Consider the following 20,256-nt stretch of genomic DNA (forward strand, 5'->3'; position numbering starts at 1 on the left):
AGTTAACCCCCGTAATCTCGTTTGAAGAGACTACGGGGGTTTTTGGCGTTCTTTTTATGCTAATTTGCTGGCACGTACTAATCCGTTTTGATGGCCTGAAAACGCACGAAACCTTTTTTATACTTTTCACTTTTTATGATTCTTATTCCTATAAAGCATTCCACTAGTTACATACGTTTTTTCGCAATTTGGTCACTAGCTCTTCATATTTTACATAAAAATCGTTAATTGGCACGACAGCGAAATAAGAAGTTATCTCCATATTACCTAATGGGCATTTATCATAAACTAAGCTGATATTTAATTCTTTTTTGGGTGTAATCCCTCTTTGAATGAGTGTACACGCCAATTCTCTGTATAAATTCTCAATTACATCCCCAATGGATCTTTCTACTGAAAAATGCCCTGCAAAGCTACCCCACCATACTTTAAATGATTGATAAATTTCATCGTAGTCTTTCATACTATCGTTACTATCCATGAACAGTCTTTTAAAGAATAAATCTTTTTCACCATTGAAAATTTTCCCGTCTTCGAAAGGATTTTCAGCTATTCTTTGTCTAACTTCATCCCATAATTCTTTATAGCGAAATTCAAACCCTTCCTCAAATGTTATGTGCATTGATGGGATATAAGGAAATTTGCGCTCTTGTTCACTACTACGCTGGTTAAGGAATATATTTTGAATATAGATCAAAAAGTTCAAGGTATAGGATGCATCATCCCGTATTACAAAGGTATTTTCCACTTAATTTCTCCCCTTACTTTTGCTCGCCGCAATACAGACTTATCCGAACGGGAAAGCCCATTCCTTTAGTGAATACAAATCATTTCCATACGGAGTAATACTTCTTCCGGTATTTACCATACTCTTCAGTCTCAATCAATTCCAATGCTGTTTGCTTGAGTGTTTCATCTTTTAGTTCGTCGTATAAGTTTTTAATACACTGGATCATATCAAAACGGATCAACGTATAATGTTTCTCATCCGCTCCGTTTTGAAAGCGATCGACTAAATGACGCATCACCATTTCTTTTTGTTCATCACCGGCCAGTCCCACTTTCCAAATCGATTGCAGGCTATGTCTGGCCGTAACAAATCTCGGATCCTTTGTCACTTCCCATAATGCTGGAAAGTCGTCCAGTATCCGTTTTTCAGGGTCACTGATAGCAAGACCACAAAGGAACTGGGCAGCCCTCGATCTTCGGTGGTTGTCGGTATCCGTCAGCCAGTCCCTTAATTGATCCCAAACTTCATAAGCCCAGTCCACTTCTTCTTTTATGGCAGCAGTAATATTTTTGAAAGCCTCAAATTGGATTTCTTTGTCCTCAGCTTCTAAGTCATCAAAGTAAGATTGCGTTACATTATCCACTTTCTTCATCTTCTTTCTCAATTAAGATTCTTGCGAACACAATTTGATTCGAGTTCTTTGCTTTAATGAAGCTTCCATATTTTAGAGATGAGTCTAGATAAAAGGGGTGAAGCATTTCTGCTTCTCCCCTTTTATCGGCATTATTTTGTTGACTACCCCATCATTGTAGTGAATCTGTCCGCAGAAACACTTCTCTATCAAGGGCATGAATTTTATGGGTAACATATTTCAGTTCCTTTTTCACATCATCCTGTAGCTGAATAGTGTTTTTTGATAGTTCTTCAAAGTGTTCACCCACACCGTATATCTTTGCATCAACAGCGTCGAACCGTTCATTCATTTCGGTTTTCATATCTTTCACTTCAGTTTTCATATCTTTCATTTCGGATCTTATATCTTTCATTCCCGAGTGAACCTCAGTCAGCCGCTCCATCATTTCGCCCATCATTTCCAGTAGTTTCTTGTCCATTCCGTATCACCTCTGTTCGTTTAAGTATACCTGTTTTCGAAACACTTGACCACATTTTATATGTTTTTCAGGGTAATGATTTATAGACAGCTATTTCTAAACTGAGTTTTTTCTCCAGCGATTGCCTGCATTACTTTTTCACCCATTCCCCATCCTTAACCAAGCAATCTACCCATGAATATAATCACAATTAATACCGCCGATAACCCAATTGTTAAAGTGATAGTAAATATGCTTCTCGCCATCGCTTTCCATTCCCTTACATCCTTCAACCCAAGTAAACCAAGAAAAAAGGTTATAACCGTTATGCTTAAGACAATTTTCAATGGGTAAGCCCCTATGTTATTGGTGAAAACACCTAGAAAATCCCGAGGAAAGAGTGCAATGAAAAATACAGGGATGCAAATTAAAGATAGTATAAAGGATCCTAAATTGAGATTAATTTTCATGCACGTCCCTCCCCTGGAATCCAGTATTTCAATCCATGCCTTTTCTAAAAATCCGGTCTGACTAACTGTCCGTTGGCTGAATAAAAATCCTATAATTCTATTGTAAGTTAAATCTGAAAGCTTTCAACTGTGCATTTTCGTTACAATTCCTTCTTCCATTGAATTAACGTAGTTACCAGTAGATACACCTTGCACAATCATGGCGTTATCTCTTTGATTCCTTAACTCTTTCCCAACCCCCTACAACGCACGTATACGTCCACTTGCCTGAGCCAATGTATTTGCCTAGGCGAAGGACTGGACCCAACCAAAAGAACGGTAAGGCAGCGACAGCTAGATAGCTGTACGCCTCCAAGGAATGAGGTATCTCAAAAGTTTATATTTCTTACAAGGACGCAAAAAAACCAATCAGGATACAGCTGACTGATTGGTTATATATGCTTGGATTGGACTCTAAATCAAAGGTTTTAGCAAAAATAAGTTTTCTCACCCAAAAAAACTGATTCAAAAGGGGTTCAATTCGATTTCTATGCTGGTGAACTATATATGTTGAACGAATGATTCTATATAATCTCCAGCGAAGGCGCCTCACTGGGGTAGCCGAAGCAATAAGACTGACAGCGGTCTTCTGACTGGCTTATTGCGGGAGGCATCCCCAAGCGCCGAGCGTTGTTGAGTGGATTCTTTATGTCAACATATATAGATTGTCACACAAACCGAACTTCAATATACATTTTGGGTTTAGTCTGATAGCACGGTAGCTGTCGCTTTTGCTATGACTGCCACTGTACGATTCAGCTGATCTTCGGTATTTCCATATCCGCCGAGTTCAAGGACAAGGAGAGAGGGATGTAGGTCTTGATTATACTTCCCGTCTACTCCTTTTCCCCCCTTCATTATTAGATTGCGTGTAATACCAGGAACTAGGCGCTCCATTTCATCTTTTATCAATTTGGCTTGTGCACGGTTCTTTTTATAATTAGGGTGTTCCACCCCGATGACAAAGGCCACTTTAGCGTATTTTTCTCCTTCATTCACAATCGTCGTTTTGTCCGGTCCAAGTGCATCCCGATGAACATCGACAATCAAATCATATTGTTGTTCCTGAATACGTTTTTTGACAGCCGGGCGGATTGCATTATAAGCACGATAGTGGGGAATCCCTTTCTTGCTCATTTCTTTTGCATTATCAATAGGTAGGATATCTGTTTGGACTCCATTAAAAATAAGTTGCTTCTTTAACTTTTCTCCGAACTTTGTAATGTTTTCAGATTGATGTGAGACGGTTACTTTGCCGTCATGTGCTTTCGTTACTGGTTCATATGCTTCATGAGAGTGAGTAAAATAGAGCAACGCTTTCTTTCCAATCTCTTTTGGTAATTCCTCTTCACTAATATTCGAGGCATAGACAATGACAGGCGACTCCATTACAATTTCTGTCGATTTTGCTTTGGCTCCACCAGGAATATTAGTGATTATGACAGGAAATAGGAAGAGAATTAGGATTAGCGTGCCCCAAATTTGCAAGGTCTTTTTCAAGTGGCATCCCTCCGTCTACCAACTATATGCAGAAGGAAATGCGTCAATGACTAGTTTTTTACGTTTGAAATCCATTGCGCCAACGAATCCGATAATGTATCAGCATAGAGCGTCACCCATGAGTCGATTTCCTTAGGCGAGACAAACGTGCTGAGTTCACGATTCGTCAAAACTTCTTCGAATAGCTGGATTCTGTCTTCGTGTGGCCACGATGCCCAATCGCCAAAAATCGGAAGTAGTTTGGAGCGATCCGCATCTTTGTTTTCATTGTGTAGCCACGGCGATACAGACAATCGTGATGATGGACTATCTTGTTCATCGATTTTTGAAGCAATATAGCCGAACATCGAATCTATAGCATCTGCAATTAATACTGGCCCATCCACAACGGTCGGTATACCGATAGCTATAACCGGTATACCAAACACTTCCTTCGAAATCTCTTTCCGGCTATTACCCACACCAGAACCTGGATGGATGCCTGTGTCTGTCAATTGGATTGTACGGCATAACCTTGAACTATCCCTTGCAGCCAATGCATCAATGATAATTAATAAATCGGGTTTAATTTCCTTTGCGACTGCATTTACGAAATCTGATGTTTCTAGCCCGGTTTGGATTGTCACGCCAGGTGCATAGACAAATACCTCACTGCCTTCATCAGAATAATAGTCAGGAACGATATTACGTAGTCGATCCATTGTGAGCGGTCCAACGGCATCGGGAGTGACATCTCGATTGCCAAGCCCGATTAGCAGGATCTTTCCATTTTTAAGCATCCGTAACTCTTTAAGCATTTTCCCCAATTGTTCAACTAAAGCATCTGATAACTCGGCCATACCTTCCAAATCTCCTGCGTGAAGTGTCGGCATCGTTAAAGTCAAATACGTTCCTTCCTTCTTTCCAATCCTTTCAGCACCTTTGGCATCCACTTTTACTGAGGTTAAAATAACCCGTCCTGTTCTGGATTCCCCAAATTGAATGCCGTCTTCTTCTTTTAACTTATTTTTTTCCGGATCTGTTCTGTGTTGAACCATTTCATCGATTTCATCTACTAAATCTGTCCGATAAAAATTATGCTTTTCCATTTCATCACCTCATCCTCAAGCTTGTGCGTTGTGTCAAGGAAATATTCTTTGCGTTTTATTATTGCATTCTCTCCTTCTATTTGATAAAATTATGCTTGTTGTGAAAGTGATATCCGAAATTACGTGGAAACACTCTTGCCTTACCTGAAATTGGAGGTGAATGAATTGCCAAACATCAAATCTGCGATCAAACGCGTAAAACAAAGTACAGCTGCAAACGTACAGAACTCACATACAAAAGCAGCAATGCGTACTGCTGTCCGTAAAGCTGAAATCGCTCTTGACTCAAAAGAAGAGAATGCTTCTGTTCTTCTTAAAGATGCAATCAAAAAAATGGACACTGCTGCACGTAAAGGTCTTATCCATAAAAATACTGCATCACGTCAAAAAGCTCGTCTTACGAAAAAAGCTTTGTAATTCCAAGGAATGCATTTTGCAGACCTAAAAAGACCGCCCATATATTATGGACGGTCTTTCTTGTGTGCTTTTTCTTATTTTCTAAAGGGCTCCATAAAGAATAATTCTAGTAGTCGTTCTCGCTTTCCGCTTGTGGATTTCAGTTTATAATCAATTCCCGCCAAATTGTTAAGAATGATTAACAAGCGATCTTCACTTGGTGCATTTCGATTTTCCATCATCAATTTGACCCGGTACGGATGGACGCCAAGTGTTTTTGCAATCTGGCTTTGCTGATAGCCTTTTTTCCGCAAAGAACCTACGTGAATCATGAGTCTGATTTGACTTGCGATAAGAGCAGTCAACATAATCGGCTCTTGCCCATTTCGTAACAAATCATGGTAAATGGATACTGCATCCGATACCCTGCCTGAAGCATACGCTTCGGTTAATTTGAAAACATCCATTTCAGGTGTCCGCGGAACAAGATTCATGATCGTCTCAGGTGTTATATCACTTTCACCTGCCGTATAGGTGGCCATTTTACCAATTTCAGATGAAAGGGTCAAAAGACTTTCCCCCGCCATTTTCACTAATAGATCCGCTGCATCAGATGATATCGCAGATCCATTTGCCTTAGCTTCTTGTTGAATCCATATAGTAAGATCCTTCCCTTGCAGATGTGCCGCCTCAATTACTGTCGCTCGCTCTCTCATGAGTTTAGTAATTCGTTTTCGCGCATCTAACTTTTCATAAGGGGCAATGAAAACAACTACAGCTGTAGGTGAAGGATTTGCCAGCCAGTTTTCAAGCATTGCTAAGTTATGTACGACTTTTTCCTTACTTTTGTCTGCTGCTTTCAAAAAAGAAGCATTTCCCGCGATGATTAATTTACGTTCTTCAAGGAAGGGTAATGTATCCGCTTCTTCGATAACCATTTCAACAGGTGTTTCTTCCAAATCAAAGCGGATGATTGACGCATCATCAATATCGGGTAACGCCTTTTTTAGACGTGTAATCGTTGCATCGAAAAAGTGATGCTCCAATCCGGTCAGTAAGTAAACCGGGTCAATTTCACCGCCAGCTATTTTTTTCCAAATTGCAGTTGCCATCATTTCACCTCTTCTATAGCTATAATCCAATTATACAATATACATGACTCACTGTTTGAACAAATTGTGTCAGTTACGGTCCACCATTCACAATTAGTCGATAGCTATGGATTTTTTGTCTGTTATCATCTATACTATAATGGAATCAGGAGGTGTAGCAATGAATGAGTTCGAACATGACGTACAGTCTAAACGCAATGATCTTATCGATTCCGGCATTGGTTTTATAGTAGCTTTCGGAGCTTTCTCCGCAATCTTTATAATTGCTACTATAATCGACATCGCTGCTCGCTAATAAGCAGGAAAAAGATGGACAAGGCATCTCTTAGATGGGATACCTTGTCTTTTTTTCACCAATTATTCATGGAATCATCGCCGAGATTTCATAGTCTTTTTTCCGTACAGTTACCGTTATTGAGCCGGATTCTGCGGTAGACATTGTTGAGAGCCCATATGATGCATACGTTTCAACTACTTCGGGATGTGGGTGACCGTATCGGTTATTGCGGCCCGCGGAAAAAATCGTTAATTCAGGACGCAACGCCTTTACAAACGGTTCCGTACTGGATGTTCGACTGCCATGATGACCCGCCTTTAAAATAAGTTGTCCAAAATTGGCTTGCCCATAATCACGTAAAAACTGCTTTTCCCCGTCTTCTTCTAAATCTCCTGTAAATAAAAACGAAGGCCCCGTCGTTTGCATATACAAAACGAGTGAACTGTTATTCCCCTTATACTTTTCTTCAGCCGGTGCCACGTAATGAAAAGAGGTTGTCCCTTTTGTCCAGGAAATACCTTGTTTCATCGGAATCAGTGGCACGTTCTTCACGCTAGCTATCTGCATGACTTCTGCCATCGCTAACTCCTTTTCACTTCCGGGAGAAACATGGATTTCTTTAACCCGCACTTCATTCAGGACTTCATCTGCCCCTTCCACATGATCAGCATCTGCATGTGTAATCATCAGTTTATCGATCGTCGTAATACCGTTTCCTTTTAAAAAAGGGACCACAATTTTCTTCCCTATTTCAAATTGTTTTTCCGGCGTCTTCCAATTTGGCTCCCCGAATGTCACTGTCCCGCCAGTATCGATGACATAAACCGCTTGTCGATACGGTAATTCAATCACAATACTGTCCCCCTGCCCGACATCAAGAAAGGTCACGCGCAGTGAACTATCCATATAGGGAATCAGATGTAAAATAATTGCAGGAATAAGTACAAACGGCAAACAATAACGCACCAAACTGCCAGCTTCGTACCGGATAAAAAATAGCAAGACACCTGCAACAGCAAAAACCAGCCAAATACCATCAGGTTTCCCCGGAGTCCATAACTGAAAAGGTAAAGAGGCCAGCCAATCCGTTATAAAACGAACAAACTCTCTAAATGGTACGTAAATCATAAACAGTACGTCAGCCAATACAGGAATAAATGATGTTGTCGCAAGAAAAATGAGATTCGCGGGTAAAATAACAACTGAATACAAAGGAACATACAACAGGTTAACGACAAATGACGATAACGATATTTCATAAAAATGAAACAGTAATACAGGATACAATGCTAATTGACTAATCGATGTCACGAGAAATGAAATTTTGAAAACCGATTGAGTCCTTGCAAGTAATACTGATGAATAGACGAGTGAAAACGCAGCTAAATAAGACAATTGAAAACCCGCTTGAAACACAACAAAAGGTTCGTAAAGTATAAAACAAACAGCACATAATGCAAGGGCGTTGTCAAGCCTCGCCTGCACGCCCCCTCTTGCTGAGAGAAGGACAAGTACTGTTACTAACACCGCGCGCCAAACGGACGGTGCACCGCCTGCTATAACCGCGTACAAAGGTAATAGGATAATCAGCACGATATCTACCGTTTCTTTTCGCAACAATAACCTCATGAGAACTTCGCGCAATAGAAATGCAAGCAATCCAACATGGAGTCCTGAGATTGCGAATAAATGCGTGATTCCAAGCGTTCGATAATTCGCCGCCTGTTCTTCATCCATCCCACTGCGATCTCCAATCAGCAGCGCCTCCGCTTCCGTTTGAAGTGAATCCGGAAAAGTTGCAGCGATATGATTTTTCACTTTGCGTCTTTGCTCAGATAGTCGTGTTCGTAAACCGGTTCTTTTTTCAGTCCGCAAAATTGATTCACTTTCAAAAACGCCAATCGCCCCATACATTTTCATATACGTAGACATATCAAATGAATATTCATGCGAAGGATTAGCTGGTTCACTAAAAGTACCTGTCATCGTAAGCGTAAAAGATGCAGGATTTAACTGTATGAAATACTCCTTTTCTTGCTCATTCTTAAATGTATAAATAGCATATACTGTTTCTTTTGTTGTTGTTTTAGCAAAGCCTTTCATCTTAGCGCCGTCAATCTTCACGTTATCAGCAAATGTCAGTGAAAGCGTAGCAGGGTTGGGTTTTGCGATTATTGGCAACGTGGCTGAAATATAATAATAAGAAAGAAATGCGGCCATAACTGAGAGGATGGGTGTGAGGAAATCTTCTTTTCTTCGTAAGAAGATGGGGATAAGAAACAGATTACAAAATAAAAGAGTAACCGGGCCATATGCAGCAAATGCTGATACAGCGACCGGTATTGCAATGTATATAATTCGTATGCGCGAAATCAGATCTCGAATAGCTCATTCACCCTTTTCATATAAGGGGCAAGTTCTTCATCTTCAGCTCCAAGTGCCTGCATTTTTTCAATCATCTCATTTAACAATGCTAATTTGCGTTCGCTTGAAAAATCAACATTTTTTTCGTTAAACGGGATATGTTGTAGGGTAATTCCGGATTGTTCGAACAAACGAATCGCATAGTCATCATTTTTATAATCCTTTGCGTAAATCACATGCCGAATTCCCGCTTGAATAATTGCTTTAGAACATTGCAGGCAAGGGAAATGAGTGACATATAATGTCGATTCTCCAACAGGTATCCCATACTTCGAACATTGAAGTAAAGCGTTCATTTCCGCATGGATTGTTCGAACACAATGACCGCCAACGACATAACAGCCATGGTCAATGCAATGATCTCCGCCAGAAATCGAACCATTATACCCGCCGGCAATAATTCGGTTATCCCGCACAATCGTCGCACCGACAGCGAGCCTTGTACACGTACTCCGTACCGCTAACAGGTGGCACTGGGCCATGAAGAACTGGTCCCATGAAATTCGCTCCATATGAATGCCTCCTTCATTTGATTTTATCTACGAAATGTATGCAAGGATACATACTCGTCCATTTAGTTCACTTTAATGGAAGATTCAAGTTTCTCAAACGTCTTTTGTCCAATCCCTGAAACGTCCATCAACGATTCCGGCGTTTTGAAAAGACCGTTATCTGTACGATACTGGATAATTGCGGCAGCCTTGGATGGGCCGATGCCCGGTATCGTCATCAGCTCTTGTTCATCTGCCGTATTAATATCAATCGTTCCGTCATCTGGCTGCGCAGGAACAATCGCCATTGGGCTTGTCCCAGTCTCCAACGGTTCTTCGCCTTCCAGTGGAACGTAAATGACAAACTCATCTACCAGTTTCATCGCGTGATTCAACATACGTGAATCGGCGTTGGGCACATAACCGCCTGCCTCCGTGATCGCATCGATGACTCGATCTCCTTCTTTCATCGAATAGACACCAGGATGCCTAACTGCACCTTTGACATCCACAACGATGCTTTGAGGCACGTCTTGCTCGATTTCCGCGACTTCCTCGTTACTTTCTTCTTCAATCAGTTCAGGGAATGGGGTTTGTTCGCTCATGACAAACTCATTGTTGTCAACCTGTCCTCGGGGAAAGAACAGAAAAGCGGATACAACAGCGATTGCTGCAATGGGGGTGATAAACTTACGCCATTTTCTGGATATACCTGAAAGAAACAGTCGATTCACCCTTTCTTAGGCGGCATCCATATGGAGTCTATTCAACTATATATGAAATACCGGCTAAAGAAAAGAGTTATTTTCGTACTTGAAAGAAAATTCGTTCACTTTCTTCGTGTGGCGCTTCATCTTCCCAATCTGCGAAAATCCGTTCAATTGAAAAGCCCGCTTCCCTTAGCAACTCAACATAAGAATTGACTTCAAACGTCCGTTGCGTATGAATTTCATCGAAACGGCGATATAATCCACTCTCTTCTCTTACAAAAAAAGCTAGCTCGGAATAGACGGAATGGGGAACATCTCCCTCATCCGTTTCCCATATGTACGCAATACGGTTGTTATCGAAAGTGAAAGGCCCTTCCATGAAGATTTCGTCTATTTTAAATAAAGAATGGACATCGAAAACGAGCGAACCACCTACTGATAGTGCCTTATGTACATGCTTGAAAGTTGCCAACACGTCAGCACGATCAAGTACATAGTTTAACGAATCGATTGCAATCACTGCGACATCAAAGCCTGAGAATCCTTCCAATTCCTGCATGGGTTGTTGAACGAACTGAATGGGCAAAGAAAGAGACGTTGCTCTTTCCCTTGCCACAGCCAACATATCGGTAGAAAGATCTATACCGGTGACATCTGCACCCCGTTTTGCAAGTTTTACAGATAGCAATCCCGTACCGCAACCGATATCCAAAATTCGTTTCCCTTCAATCCCTGCTGCCGCCCCGTCAAGTATATCGACGTAGGCTTCATAAGGGATATCCGTCATCAGCTCATCATAAACACTGGCGAACTGCGAATAGGACTGATTCATCTTTCGTCTGCCATATCAAGCATAGGTGCGTCTCCCCATAGCTTTTCAAGATTGTAAAATCCGCGTTCGTCACGATGGAAAACATGAACGACAACATCGCCTATGTCAACAAGAACCCATTTCCCTGCATCCATACCTTCAATCCGTTTCACTTGGTACCCTTCTTCAGATGCCTTGTCAGAAACTTCTTTTGCAATCGCTTGGACTTGTCTTTCTGAATTGGCATGACAGATGATGAATTGATCCGCCATAAGCGAAACACCTTCCATGTTTAGTACCACGATATCTTCGGCCTTTTTGTCGTCGACTGCTTTATAAGCTGTTGCAAGTAGTGTTGTAGTCATTTATTTCACTTTTCCTCTCGTTTTGGCTAATCTGTACTACTTATTTCTTCATAAGGTATTCGTTGTAGCAGTCAATGGAATCTGGAAATACCGGAACTTTTTTCAATACAAGAAACTGTACTGAATGATAAATACAAGCTTCCATTGCTGAATCCAAACTCTTTTCTGTCGTTCTTCGTAATTCTTCAACACCCGGAAAATTTCGTCCGGGCTCAATCATGTCCGCCACGTAGATTAGCTTTTCAAGAAAGGTCATATTTGCTCTTCCCGTTGTATGATAGCGGATTGCATTCAAAATATCCGTATCTTCTATGGCAAACTCATCCCGCGCGATTGTTGCTCCTACAGGACCGTGCCATAATTCATGATGAAAAGATAAAAGCCTTGGATCTTCTTTTTCTTTAACAAGAACTTGCCTCAGTTCATCACTATCCGTGAATTTGGCAATATCATGGAAAAGGGCTGCCTGTTCTGCTTTCACAATGGATACGCCATACCGTTCAGCAAGCATTTTAGCTGTTTCTGTTACTCTCAATACGTGTTGAAAACGCGCTAGCGGCAATCGTTGTTTGAGTTGTTGTGTAACAAATTCAACATCCATACAATCCCTCCTTGCGAACAAATACTTCTACAACTTTCGGAATGAGCATCTCTACAGTACCCTTTCCAGCAAAGCGTTCCCGTATCACTGTTGACGACAAATCGATTTGAGGGATATCGACAAACGTAACGGGTAACTCTGTTTTGCCTGTGGTTCCAGGGCGGTTGACTCCAACAAATTCAACAATCTTCACGAGCTCCTCAATCCGGTACCACTTTGGCAGCATATCAATCATATCGCCACCAATTATAAAATGAAACGCAGAATCGGGTTCGAGCTCCGTCAATTTTTTCATCGTATCATATGTGTAAGACACACCACCGCAATCCACTTCGAATGAAGATGCGTTAAGCCCTTCAACGCCAGCTACAGCGAGTTCCACCATTTTCAACCGCTGTAGGGCTGTCGCGTCACCTGGAGCCGACTTATGCGGTGGCTTTGCAGTGGGCATCAATCGCACTTCATCCAGCCCAAGTGTATGCAGAACCTCATTCGCGACAATCAAGTGACCCACATGAGGTGGATTGAACGTCCCCCCAAGTATGCCTACTTTTCTCATAGCCCACTCCTTATGGTAATTCGATACGTTTTTTCTCTTTTGATTCTTTATATAACACAATTGTATTACCGATCACTTGGACAACTTCAATTCCTTCGATACCGTCCAATTTTGCAGCAATCTCAGTTTTATCTTCATCACAGTTTTGTAGAATACTTACTTTGATTAATTCCTTCGCTTCAAGCGCTTCGTCGAATTGTTTGATAACTGACTCAGTCAATCCACTTTTCCCTACTTGAAATAATGGTTGAAGACGATTTGCTTGGCTCCGAAGAAACCCTTTTTGTTTACCTGTTAACATTGTTGACCTCCAAGAATTGTTGTTATTTTTTCAATCATTTTTTTTGTATTCGGATAGGTGCCTGTCCAAGTCTCAAAAGCAAGTGCTCCTTGATGGACGAACATGCCTATCCCATTCATTGTTTCTGCTCCGTTCGCACGGGCGTTTTCCAGGAATTCCGTTTCAAGGGGATTGTAGATAATATCTGCAACAATCGCTTCCTCAGCTAGACGGTTAGGGTTGAAAGGCATTCCATGTTGTGCAAAATGCATGCCTACGGTCGTCGTTTGTACGATTAATTTAAAATTCGACAGGGATGATTCAGCTTCTGTAATCGTCAAACTAGAAGCATTCGGTAGACCCACAGCTATACTTCGGGCTTTTTCTAGTGTCCTGTTCGTAATCGAGAGAGGACCATAACCGGCAGCATGCAGTGCAAAAGCGATACCTCGCGCTGCACCACCCGCCCCAACAAGTAACACTTTACCTTCTCCTGGGTGTTTTCCACAACTCTCTTCAAGCGCGCGGACAAATCCTCGACCATCGGTATTGAAGCCGACAAGAGACCCATCAGCCTCTACACGTACTGTATTCACAGCGTTCATCAATTCGGCCGAGGCGTCCAATCGGTCGAGGAAAGGAATTATCGCTTGTTTATGTGGAACGGTTACATTCCAACCGCTACAGCCGAGTGTTCGTAGACTACCGACTGCCTCTTCAAGTCTTTCAGCTGTTACATGAATTGGAATATAGGAAGCGTCCATTTCATTCGCCGCAAACCATTCATCGTGCATCGCTGGAGACATGGATTGGGCGATCGGGTCACCGATAACTGCGTACCATTTTTTCACGACCAGTTTCCCCCCTTTAGATGAGTGAAGGTCTTAAAACAACGTCAACGCCACGTGGAGCATGAACCGCGACGACTACATTCGGATGTTGAATTGTTACCCAGCCAAGTCCTGAAATGACAATATCCGTTTTCGCTTTTTTAATGGAGAATTCATGACGGACAAACGGTGGCATCTTGTCGATTGACTCACCTGATGGCGGTGAAAGCATTTCGCCAAGATGATTCTCATACAACGTATCCGCATTTGAAAGCTTCGTACGATGAATGGTTAAACCATTTGAGATATGAATCGTAAAGGACGACCGCTCACCAGAAATGAAATCAAAACGAGCCAATCCGCCGATGAACAATGTCTGCTCGGCATTAAGCTGGAATACTTTCGGTTTCAGCTCATTTTTAGGGGTAATTGCTTTCAAATCGTTTTCGTCTAAATGATGAGCAATCTGATGATCGTTAATAATCCCTGGTGTATCATAAATGGCTTTCCCATCATCAAGTGGGATTTCAACTAAATCCAACGTCGTTCCTGGGAAGTGGGATGTCGTAATGACTTCTCCAATCCCTGTAGCCCGTTTGATGATTCGATTGATAAACGTCGATTTCCCAACGTTTGTACATCCAACAACGTACACGTCTTTGCCTTTACGGATTGTATCGATAGCAGTAAGTGCTTCTTCCATGCCTTTTCCTTTATAGGCGGAGACAAGAAGTACATCAACCGGCTTCAAGCCCAATTTTACCGCTTCTGCTTTCATCCAATTGGTTAAACGGTTGGGGTTTATCGACTTGGGAAGAATATCTGATTTATTACCAATCAATAATATGTCCTTATTTCCGACGAAGCGATGTAAGCCGTTGATCCAACTTCCGTTGAAATCGAAAATATCGACGATTAGTACAACCATTCCCTCTTTCGTTCCAATACCATTTAAAATTTTCAAAAAGTCATCACTGGACAATGATACGGGCTGTAATTCATTGTAATTCCGTAAGCGGAAACAGCGTTTACAAACGACTTCTTCTTTTTCCAACGATGCGGGTGGTGTATAGCCTTCTTTTTTCGGGTTGTCAGTCTGAATCGTTATACCGCAACCTATACATTTCATTTCTTCCACAATTAGTCCTCCCACGTTATCAGGCCGCGACGTTTCATGCGTGCCATAATCCTTCTTTCAATCATCCTATTGAACTTCGTGAAAAATCCATCTGAACTTGCGACAGGTACGACAAGTATCGTATGTAGACCCTTTCTGTTACCGCCCAATATATCAGTCATCAGTTGGTCACCGATAACAACCGTTTCCTCTTTTTTCGTACCCATTGCAGCACATGCTTTTTTAAAAGACTTCGTCATCGGTTTACGGGCATCACATATGAAAGGTGTGCCGAGTGGGTCACAGAAAGTTTTCACGCGCATTTCATTATTATTTGAAACGACTGTAACGAGAATCCCAGCATTGTTCATACCTTTCATCCATTCAATGATTTCAGGCGTAGCCGCTGGATTATCCCACGCAACAAGCGTATTGTCCAAATCCGTTATAACCCCTTTAATTCCCTTTGCTCTAAGGTACTCTGGCGTAACTTGAAAAACAGTTTTCACAAATTCATTTGGCAAAAAATAGTTGAACACATTATCCACTCCGATTTACAACTCATTCTGAAATAATTATAACATAAACGAAAAGCGAGAGCGCCTGTTTAGGAGCGACAGGCAACATGGAAACCCTAATACGACACAAACAGTAAGGACATCCCATACCGCCTGTCCGACTTAAAAACCGGTGATATGGCATGACACGACTGCATAGACTGTCATACAACGACACAGGAGGTGACCCGATGAGCGGGTTTGTCATGGCAATTGTTCAGCTATGGCTCGAAATTCCTGCCGTGATCGGTTATATTCGGGGGCAGGCATTCCAACGTCCACTAACGAAAGAAGAAGAAGCCGCTTGTCTACTACGACTTGCAGAAGGCGACGAAGATGCACGAGATGAACTCATTGAACGCAACATGCGACTCGTTGCACATATCGTAAAAAAGTTTCACCCAAAACATGAACTATTGGACGATTATATTTCGATTGGAACGATTGGACTCATGAAAGCTGTAAACAGTTTTACACCAGATCGTAAAACAAAACTTTCCACTTACGCTGCACGCTGTATTGAAAACGAAATTCTCATGTATCTTCGCACTCAGAAAAAAGTACAAAAAGACGTATCAATGTTCGATCCGATAGGAATGGACAAAGATGGTCAGTCACTCCAAATCGCAGATCTTTTACAAACCGATGATGAAACGCCGATTGAAACGGTTGAACAGAAAGAACGCAAAGAAAGACTGTACAAACATTTAGGAAAACTCAACGGTCGTGAGTTGGAAATTATCCAAAGGCGCTATGGTTTACTCGATGACAAGCCGATGACCCAAAAGGAGATAGCAGCACAGCTTGACATCTCCAGAAGTTACGTTTCAAGAATTGAAAAAAGAGCAATTGTCAAGCTATATCAGTTATTTAAACGCGAATACAATGATTGATCTGCACCGCAACTAACAAAAAAAGGCGTTTCAATGCGGGAGTGATCCCATCATTGGAAACGCCTCTTTTTATACTCCTCAGTCAGCACTGACCTCACGTGAGATGATGACTGCGATAATCGTTGTAACAAAGAATGTGCCTGCCATTAAATATAACATTGCGGATTCCCTCCTTGAGATTACTTGTGAATAAAAAACTCTTACAGCTATCTTACCACAAAATCGTTATAGTTTCGAGATAGCACGCAAAACAATATCCGTTGAATGACGTGCCGCAATCGGAAGAAACTCATCAAAACTAATTGATGATTCCTTGCCCGCTATGTCAGAAAGTGCTCTGATCACTACGAAAGGCGTTCCAAACTGATGGCAAACCTGTGCAACAGCCGCCGCTTCCATTTCTGCTGCTATCATCAAAGGAAATTGTGTTCTCACCCTATCAACCAAAGCAGCATCGCTCATGAATGTGTCGCCAGAAGCAATTAATCCTGTCGCATATTCGTGTTCACCGATTTCTTCAACAGCATTACAAGCAATTGTCACAAGTTTCGGATCCGCTACAAAGGCGGCGGGCTGTCCTGGAACTTGGCCGTGTTCGTAACCAAACGCTGTCACATCGACGTCATGATGCCTGACTTCATTGGAAATAACGATTGTGCCGACTTCAAGTGATTCTTGAAATCCACCTGCCGATCCTGTATTGAGCACATAATCCGGTTTGAAATTGGTAAGAAGAACCGTTGTGGCGATTGCCGCGTTCACTTTACCAATTCCACTTTTCACAAGAACAACTTCATGATTACCAATTTCACCTTCTATAAATTCACAATCTGCAATCGTCGTAACAGTTGAGGATTGAATTGTTTCTCTTAAAAGTTCAACTTCTTCTTCCATAGCTCCTATTACTGCTATTTTCATTTCTCTCCCACTCTCTCTTATAAATATATATGTTGACATAAAGAATCATCTTAACAACGCTCGGGGATGCCTCCCGCAGTGAGGCGCCTTCGCTAGAGTTTATGTAGAATCAGTAGTTCAACATAAATAAGACCGATTAGTAATCAAAATCCAATGTAGAAAGCTTATCCATCTTCACTGGTTTCCATCCTTGACCTTCAATCCATTCCAAATGGACACGGTACTTTTCAGAACTATCTTTAGTTGAAACAATTCCAATCGACTTTTGTGGCCCTCCACCGTTTTTAATCTTCCAAAATATCATGGAATCTTCTGAGAGGCCTGTCGCATAGGCTAACGCTTTCTTTTTTTCCTGCCAATCGACAGATTCACCGTCATATTTAGATACATGTTCACCAGTCTGTGTTGTCCCCACCGGTTGCCATGCTGAATTTACAACTGTTTCAGTAACAAACTCTTCATCCGATGGAGTAGACGTGACTGTATCCGATTCGTCATCACCAGCTGCTTCATCAGTTGTTTCTTCATTGTCAGAAGAACTAGCTGATTCATCCGCATCCGCGTTGTCTGAAGAACTATTCCCATCGTCCGCTTCAGCTGAATCTTCGTTTGTTTCGCCGTCGTCTTCAACAGTCGAATCATTTGATGAGAAATCGCTTTGGTCGTCCATCTCTTTTGCATTATTATCTGTTGTTTGCGCTTCTTTTCCTCCTGCTTGTCCATCATCATTGTCGCCTATGAAAATTGTTGACGCCGTGATAATAATAGCTACTATGACGACACCAATGAGTATGTTCAATATAGTAGATGATCGATTGCGCTTTTTTCGCGCTGTCCTTGAAAAGTCAGGTTCCCGTTCTGTCATAACTTATACAACCCCATTTCCCTTTTTGGATATCCGCTATGTAGACGATTCAACCACAAACAAGTTTCTATCAGAAAAGCGAGAGACGCCTGTCGCCCCCAGGCGTTGGAGCTGGACATTAAGAAAAACGACAGCTCCTAGGCACTGTACTCAACAGGACCAAAAACCGTCCTTGCAAAAGGACGGCCACTGGTAAATCATTTAATATCGATAATGGTAACCGACATTTCTCCGCCTGGTGTTGCAATTTTCACTTCATCACCTTTTGAACGGCCGATAAGACCTTTTGCAATTGGTGAATCATTTGAAATCAGACCTTCAATCGGATTCGCTTCTGCAGATCCAACAATCGTATAGGATTCTTCATCTCCATCAGGTAATTCTTTGAATGTAACCGTTTTACCAAGACGCACTTCGTCTGTATTCAACTCATCTTCAGCAATGATCATCGCATTACGAATCATGGATTCCAATGTTGAAATCTTACCTTCAACAAATGCCTGATCTTCCTTAGCAGAATCATATTCCGAGTTCTCGGAAAGGTCGCCATAACTCCGTGCAATTTTTATACGTTCTACGACTTCTTTTCGTTTAACCATTTTTAGAAATTCAAGTTCATCTTCTAGTTTTTGTTTTCCTGCCGCTGTCATTGGGAATTTTTTTTCAGTAACCATTTCTCATCACTCCTCATGTCTTTGTTCATAAAAATACTATGTTACGCCTTATACAGGTATGCAACATAGCAATTATCTGTATAGAATTATGTCATCATCATATTATAGTTTTGTTTCAGTTTCAAGAATTGTTTTTATTTTTGTAACCATTAGGTCAATTGCAACCTCGTTATGACCGCCTTCGGGAATGATTATATCTGCATATCTTTTTGTTGGTTCAATGAATTGATTGTGCATTGGGCGAACCACTGTCAAATACTGTTCGATGACCGAATCAATCGTCCGACCTCTTTCATTGATATCACGCATAATTCTTCGAATAATACGTAAATCTGCATCCGTATCGACGAATAACTTAATGTCCATCAGTTTTCTAAGCTCCACATCTTCAAGAACTAGTATCCCTTCAAGAATGATGACATCTTTTGGCTCAATGATGACCGTCTTATCCGACCTAGTATGGTATGCGTAATCATACACCGGCTTTTCAATCTGTTGACGCTCAAGTAGCATACGCACATGTTGGATAAGCAATTCTGTGTCGAATGCAAGCGGATGATCATAATTTGTTTCCAGACGCTCTTCAAACAGTAGATGCGACTGATCTTTATAATAGTAATCCTGTTCAATCACTACGACAGAATGTTCCTTAAATACGTCATAAATCGAGTTTGTTACACTCGTCTTACCTGAACCTGATCCACCTGCTATTCCAATGACGAGAGGTTTTCTGGTATTCATCTTCATACTCCCCTAACTCATGAGTACATCTCGTTAAAAACGGGACATTTACATATTTTGTTTTATTTCTTTGTTGCGATTAACAGCCCATCACCAACTGGAAGTAAGGTTGTTTCGTAATCTGGATGAGTCATAATCCATTGCGTGAATTCCTTCAATTTACGAATCATTGTGCGACTGCGTTTCGGGATTTCTTCATCTCCGAGCAGCACCATACCATGCATGAACATATTATCGCAATAAATAACACCTCGCGCGGATACAGTAGAGGAATACTTTTCAAAAAATCGTTTATATTGCCCTTTAGCAGCATCAATAAAAAGTGCATCGTATGTTTTATCAAAGATTGCATCTGCCTCTGTAAGTAACGCATCGGTTTCGATGATTTGAATTCGTTCTTCCAAATTACTTTTATTGAGGTATTCAATTGCTTTCTTATATCTATCCTCGTCCCGCTCAATTGTCACGATGGAAACGTTAGGAAGCGCTTCAGCAATCCGAATAGCTGAATAACCGATTGCGCTTCCGATTTCCAAAATACGTTCCGGTTGTTGGATACGCAAAAGCCCAATCAGTAGTTCGATGCCGCCTCTTTCCATAATCGGCACGTGATGAGCTTTTGCATAATCCTCCATTTCAAGAATAAAGGGACTTACTTCGTTTTCAAAACCTTGAATATACGACTCCACTGTTTCGATACCATTCAACTCCCATCAA

Annotated in this window: 26 protein-coding genes; 3 read left to right on the forward strand and 23 right to left on the reverse strand. The window is 41.5% G+C overall.

From position 1 onward, the window contains the following. Positions 1–163 precede the first annotated feature (163 nt). From FILTAD_RS13760 to gpr, 6 genes are all read right to left on the reverse strand, one after another. Positions 164–748 (reverse strand): hypothetical protein, encoded by a 585-nt coding sequence (locus FILTAD_RS13760; RefSeq protein WP_124071548.1) that lies wholly within the window; start codon positions 746–748, stop codon positions 164–166. A gap of 79 nt (positions 749–827) precedes the next feature. Then, positions 828–1,382: a hypothetical protein gene (locus tag FILTAD_RS13765; protein WP_415579231.1), complete on the reverse strand. Its 555-nt coding sequence runs from the start codon at positions 1,380–1,382 to the stop codon at positions 828–830. 151 nt (positions 1,383–1,533) lie between these two features. Next, on the reverse strand, positions 1,534–1,842 hold the full coding sequence (locus tag FILTAD_RS13770; RefSeq protein WP_124071549.1) for a hypothetical protein: 309 nt from the start codon (positions 1,840–1,842) through the stop codon (positions 1,534–1,536). A gap of 155 nt (positions 1,843–1,997) precedes the next feature. Continuing rightward, on the reverse strand, positions 1,998–2,291 hold the full coding sequence (locus FILTAD_RS13775) for a hypothetical protein (RefSeq protein WP_124071550.1): 294 nt from the start codon (positions 2,289–2,291) through the stop codon (positions 1,998–2,000). A 741-nt stretch (positions 2,292–3,032) separates the two neighbouring features. Then, the gene (spoIIP, locus tag FILTAD_RS13780; protein WP_124071551.1) at positions 3,033–3,830 is read right to left on the reverse strand and encodes a stage II sporulation protein P; all 798 of its coding nucleotides are present in this window, start codon (positions 3,828–3,830) and stop codon (positions 3,033–3,035) included. A gap of 50 nt (positions 3,831–3,880) precedes the next feature. Further along, positions 3,881–4,918 carry a GPR endopeptidase gene (gene gpr, locus FILTAD_RS13785; RefSeq protein ID WP_124071552.1) on the reverse strand — a complete coding sequence of 346 codons (1,038 nt, stop codon included), beginning with the start codon at positions 4,916–4,918 and terminating at the stop codon, positions 3,881–3,883. 165 nt (positions 4,919–5,083) lie between these two features. On the opposite strand from gpr, the gene rpsT reads away from it, so the two are divergent. After that, positions 5,084–5,335, forward strand: coding sequence for a 30S ribosomal protein S20 (gene rpsT, locus FILTAD_RS13790; RefSeq protein ID WP_124071553.1), 252 nt, complete (start codon positions 5,084–5,086; stop codon positions 5,333–5,335). 74 nt (positions 5,336–5,409) lie between these two features. Here rpsT and holA read toward each other — a convergent pair whose 3' ends face one another. After that, on the reverse strand, positions 5,410–6,426 hold the full coding sequence (holA, locus tag FILTAD_RS13795; protein WP_124071554.1) for a DNA polymerase III subunit delta: 1,017 nt from the start codon (positions 6,424–6,426) through the stop codon (positions 5,410–5,412). A 160-nt stretch (positions 6,427–6,586) separates the two neighbouring features. Here holA and FILTAD_RS13800 point away from each other — a divergent pair, with 160 nt between their 5' ends. Then, the gene (locus FILTAD_RS13800; protein ID WP_124071555.1) at positions 6,587–6,721 is read left to right on the forward strand and encodes a YqzM family protein; all 135 of its coding nucleotides are present in this window, start codon (positions 6,587–6,589) and stop codon (positions 6,719–6,721) included. 66 nt (positions 6,722–6,787) lie between these two features. Here FILTAD_RS13800 and FILTAD_RS13805 read toward each other — a convergent pair whose 3' ends face one another. From FILTAD_RS13805 to FILTAD_RS13855, 11 genes are all read right to left on the reverse strand, one after another. Then, positions 6,788–8,923, reverse strand: a complete 2,136-nt coding sequence (locus FILTAD_RS13805; RefSeq protein WP_124071556.1) for a DNA internalization-related competence protein ComEC/Rec2 — start codon at positions 8,921–8,923, stop codon at positions 6,788–6,790. Positions 8,924–9,075: 152 nt separating this feature from the next. Further along, a complete protein-coding gene (locus FILTAD_RS13810) occupies positions 9,076–9,639 on the reverse strand; it encodes a ComE operon protein 2 (RefSeq protein ID WP_124071557.1) in 564 nt (187 codons plus the stop codon). A gap of 62 nt (positions 9,640–9,701) precedes the next feature. Beyond that, the gene (locus FILTAD_RS13815) at positions 9,702–10,352 is read right to left on the reverse strand and encodes a helix-hairpin-helix domain-containing protein (protein ID WP_238988255.1); all 651 of its coding nucleotides are present in this window, start codon (positions 10,350–10,352) and stop codon (positions 9,702–9,704) included. 67 nt (positions 10,353–10,419) lie between these two features. Beyond that, complete coding sequence (locus FILTAD_RS13820; RefSeq protein WP_124071558.1) at positions 10,420–11,160, reverse strand: class I SAM-dependent DNA methyltransferase; 741 nt, start codon at positions 11,158–11,160, stop codon at positions 10,420–10,422. After that, on the reverse strand, positions 11,157–11,504 hold the full coding sequence (gene rsfS / locus FILTAD_RS13825) for a ribosome silencing factor (RefSeq protein ID WP_124071559.1): 348 nt from the start codon (positions 11,502–11,504) through the stop codon (positions 11,157–11,159). The genes FILTAD_RS13820 and rsfS overlap by 4 nt, the downstream gene beginning before the upstream one ends. Before the next feature lie 40 nt (positions 11,505–11,544). After that, entirely contained in the window at positions 11,545–12,105 is a 561-nt protein-coding gene (gene yqeK / locus FILTAD_RS13830; RefSeq protein WP_124071560.1) for a bis(5'-nucleosyl)-tetraphosphatase (symmetrical) YqeK, read from the reverse strand. Continuing rightward, complete coding sequence (locus tag FILTAD_RS13835) at positions 12,095–12,664, reverse strand: nicotinate-nucleotide adenylyltransferase (protein WP_124071561.1); 570 nt, start codon at positions 12,662–12,664, stop codon at positions 12,095–12,097. Before FILTAD_RS13835 ends, yqeK begins: the two co-directional genes overlap by 11 nt. 10 nt (positions 12,665–12,674) lie before the next feature. Further along, positions 12,675–12,965, reverse strand: a complete 291-nt coding sequence (yhbY, locus tag FILTAD_RS13840) for a ribosome assembly RNA-binding protein YhbY (RefSeq protein WP_124071562.1) — start codon at positions 12,963–12,965, stop codon at positions 12,675–12,677. Continuing rightward, a complete protein-coding gene (gene aroE, locus FILTAD_RS13845) occupies positions 12,959–13,795 on the reverse strand; it encodes a shikimate dehydrogenase (protein WP_124071563.1) in 837 nt (278 codons plus the stop codon). Before aroE ends, yhbY begins: the two co-directional genes overlap by 7 nt. A 16-nt stretch (positions 13,796–13,811) precedes the next feature. Next, positions 13,812–14,903, reverse strand: coding sequence for a ribosome biogenesis GTPase YqeH (gene yqeH / locus FILTAD_RS13850; RefSeq protein WP_124071699.1), 1,092 nt, complete (start codon positions 14,901–14,903; stop codon positions 13,812–13,814). Positions 14,904–14,914: 11 nt separating this feature from the next. Then, positions 14,915–15,430 carry a YqeG family HAD IIIA-type phosphatase gene (locus FILTAD_RS13855; protein ID WP_124071564.1) on the reverse strand — a complete coding sequence of 172 codons (516 nt, stop codon included), beginning with the start codon at positions 15,428–15,430 and terminating at the stop codon, positions 14,915–14,917. A 209-nt stretch (positions 15,431–15,639) separates the two neighbouring features. Here FILTAD_RS13855 and sigK point away from each other — a divergent pair, with 209 nt between their 5' ends. Next, positions 15,640–16,341: an RNA polymerase sporulation sigma factor SigK gene (sigK, locus tag FILTAD_RS13860; RefSeq protein WP_124071565.1), complete on the forward strand. Its 702-nt coding sequence runs from the start codon at positions 15,640–15,642 to the stop codon at positions 16,339–16,341. A gap of 225 nt (positions 16,342–16,566) precedes the next feature. Here sigK and mtnN read toward each other — a convergent pair whose 3' ends face one another. The 5 genes from mtnN to FILTAD_RS13885 form a co-directional block, all read right to left on the reverse strand. Continuing rightward, positions 16,567–17,259 (reverse strand): 5'-methylthioadenosine/S-adenosylhomocysteine nucleosidase, encoded by a 693-nt coding sequence (mtnN, locus tag FILTAD_RS13865; RefSeq protein WP_124071566.1) that lies wholly within the window; start codon positions 17,257–17,259, stop codon positions 16,567–16,569. 136 nt (positions 17,260–17,395) lie between these two features. Then, entirely contained in the window at positions 17,396–18,124 is a 729-nt protein-coding gene (locus tag FILTAD_RS13870) for a YrrS family protein (RefSeq protein WP_124071567.1), read from the reverse strand. A gap of 197 nt (positions 18,125–18,321) precedes the next feature. Continuing rightward, entirely contained in the window at positions 18,322–18,798 is a 477-nt protein-coding gene (greA, locus tag FILTAD_RS13875) for a transcription elongation factor GreA (RefSeq protein ID WP_124071568.1), read from the reverse strand. Between the two features lie 102 nt (positions 18,799–18,900). Beyond that, positions 18,901–19,539, reverse strand: coding sequence for a uridine kinase (gene udk, locus FILTAD_RS13880; RefSeq protein WP_124071569.1), 639 nt, complete (start codon positions 19,537–19,539; stop codon positions 18,901–18,903). Positions 19,540–19,601: 62 nt separating this feature from the next. Continuing rightward, entirely contained in the window at positions 19,602–20,246 is a 645-nt protein-coding gene (locus tag FILTAD_RS13885) for an O-methyltransferase (RefSeq protein WP_345788908.1), read from the reverse strand. Positions 20,247–20,256 lie beyond the last annotated feature (10 nt).

The sequence above is a fragment of the Filibacter tadaridae genome (genome assembly GCF_900609045.1).
Lineage (GTDB): Bacteria > Bacillota > Bacilli > Bacillales_A > Planococcaceae > Sporosarcina > Sporosarcina tadaridae.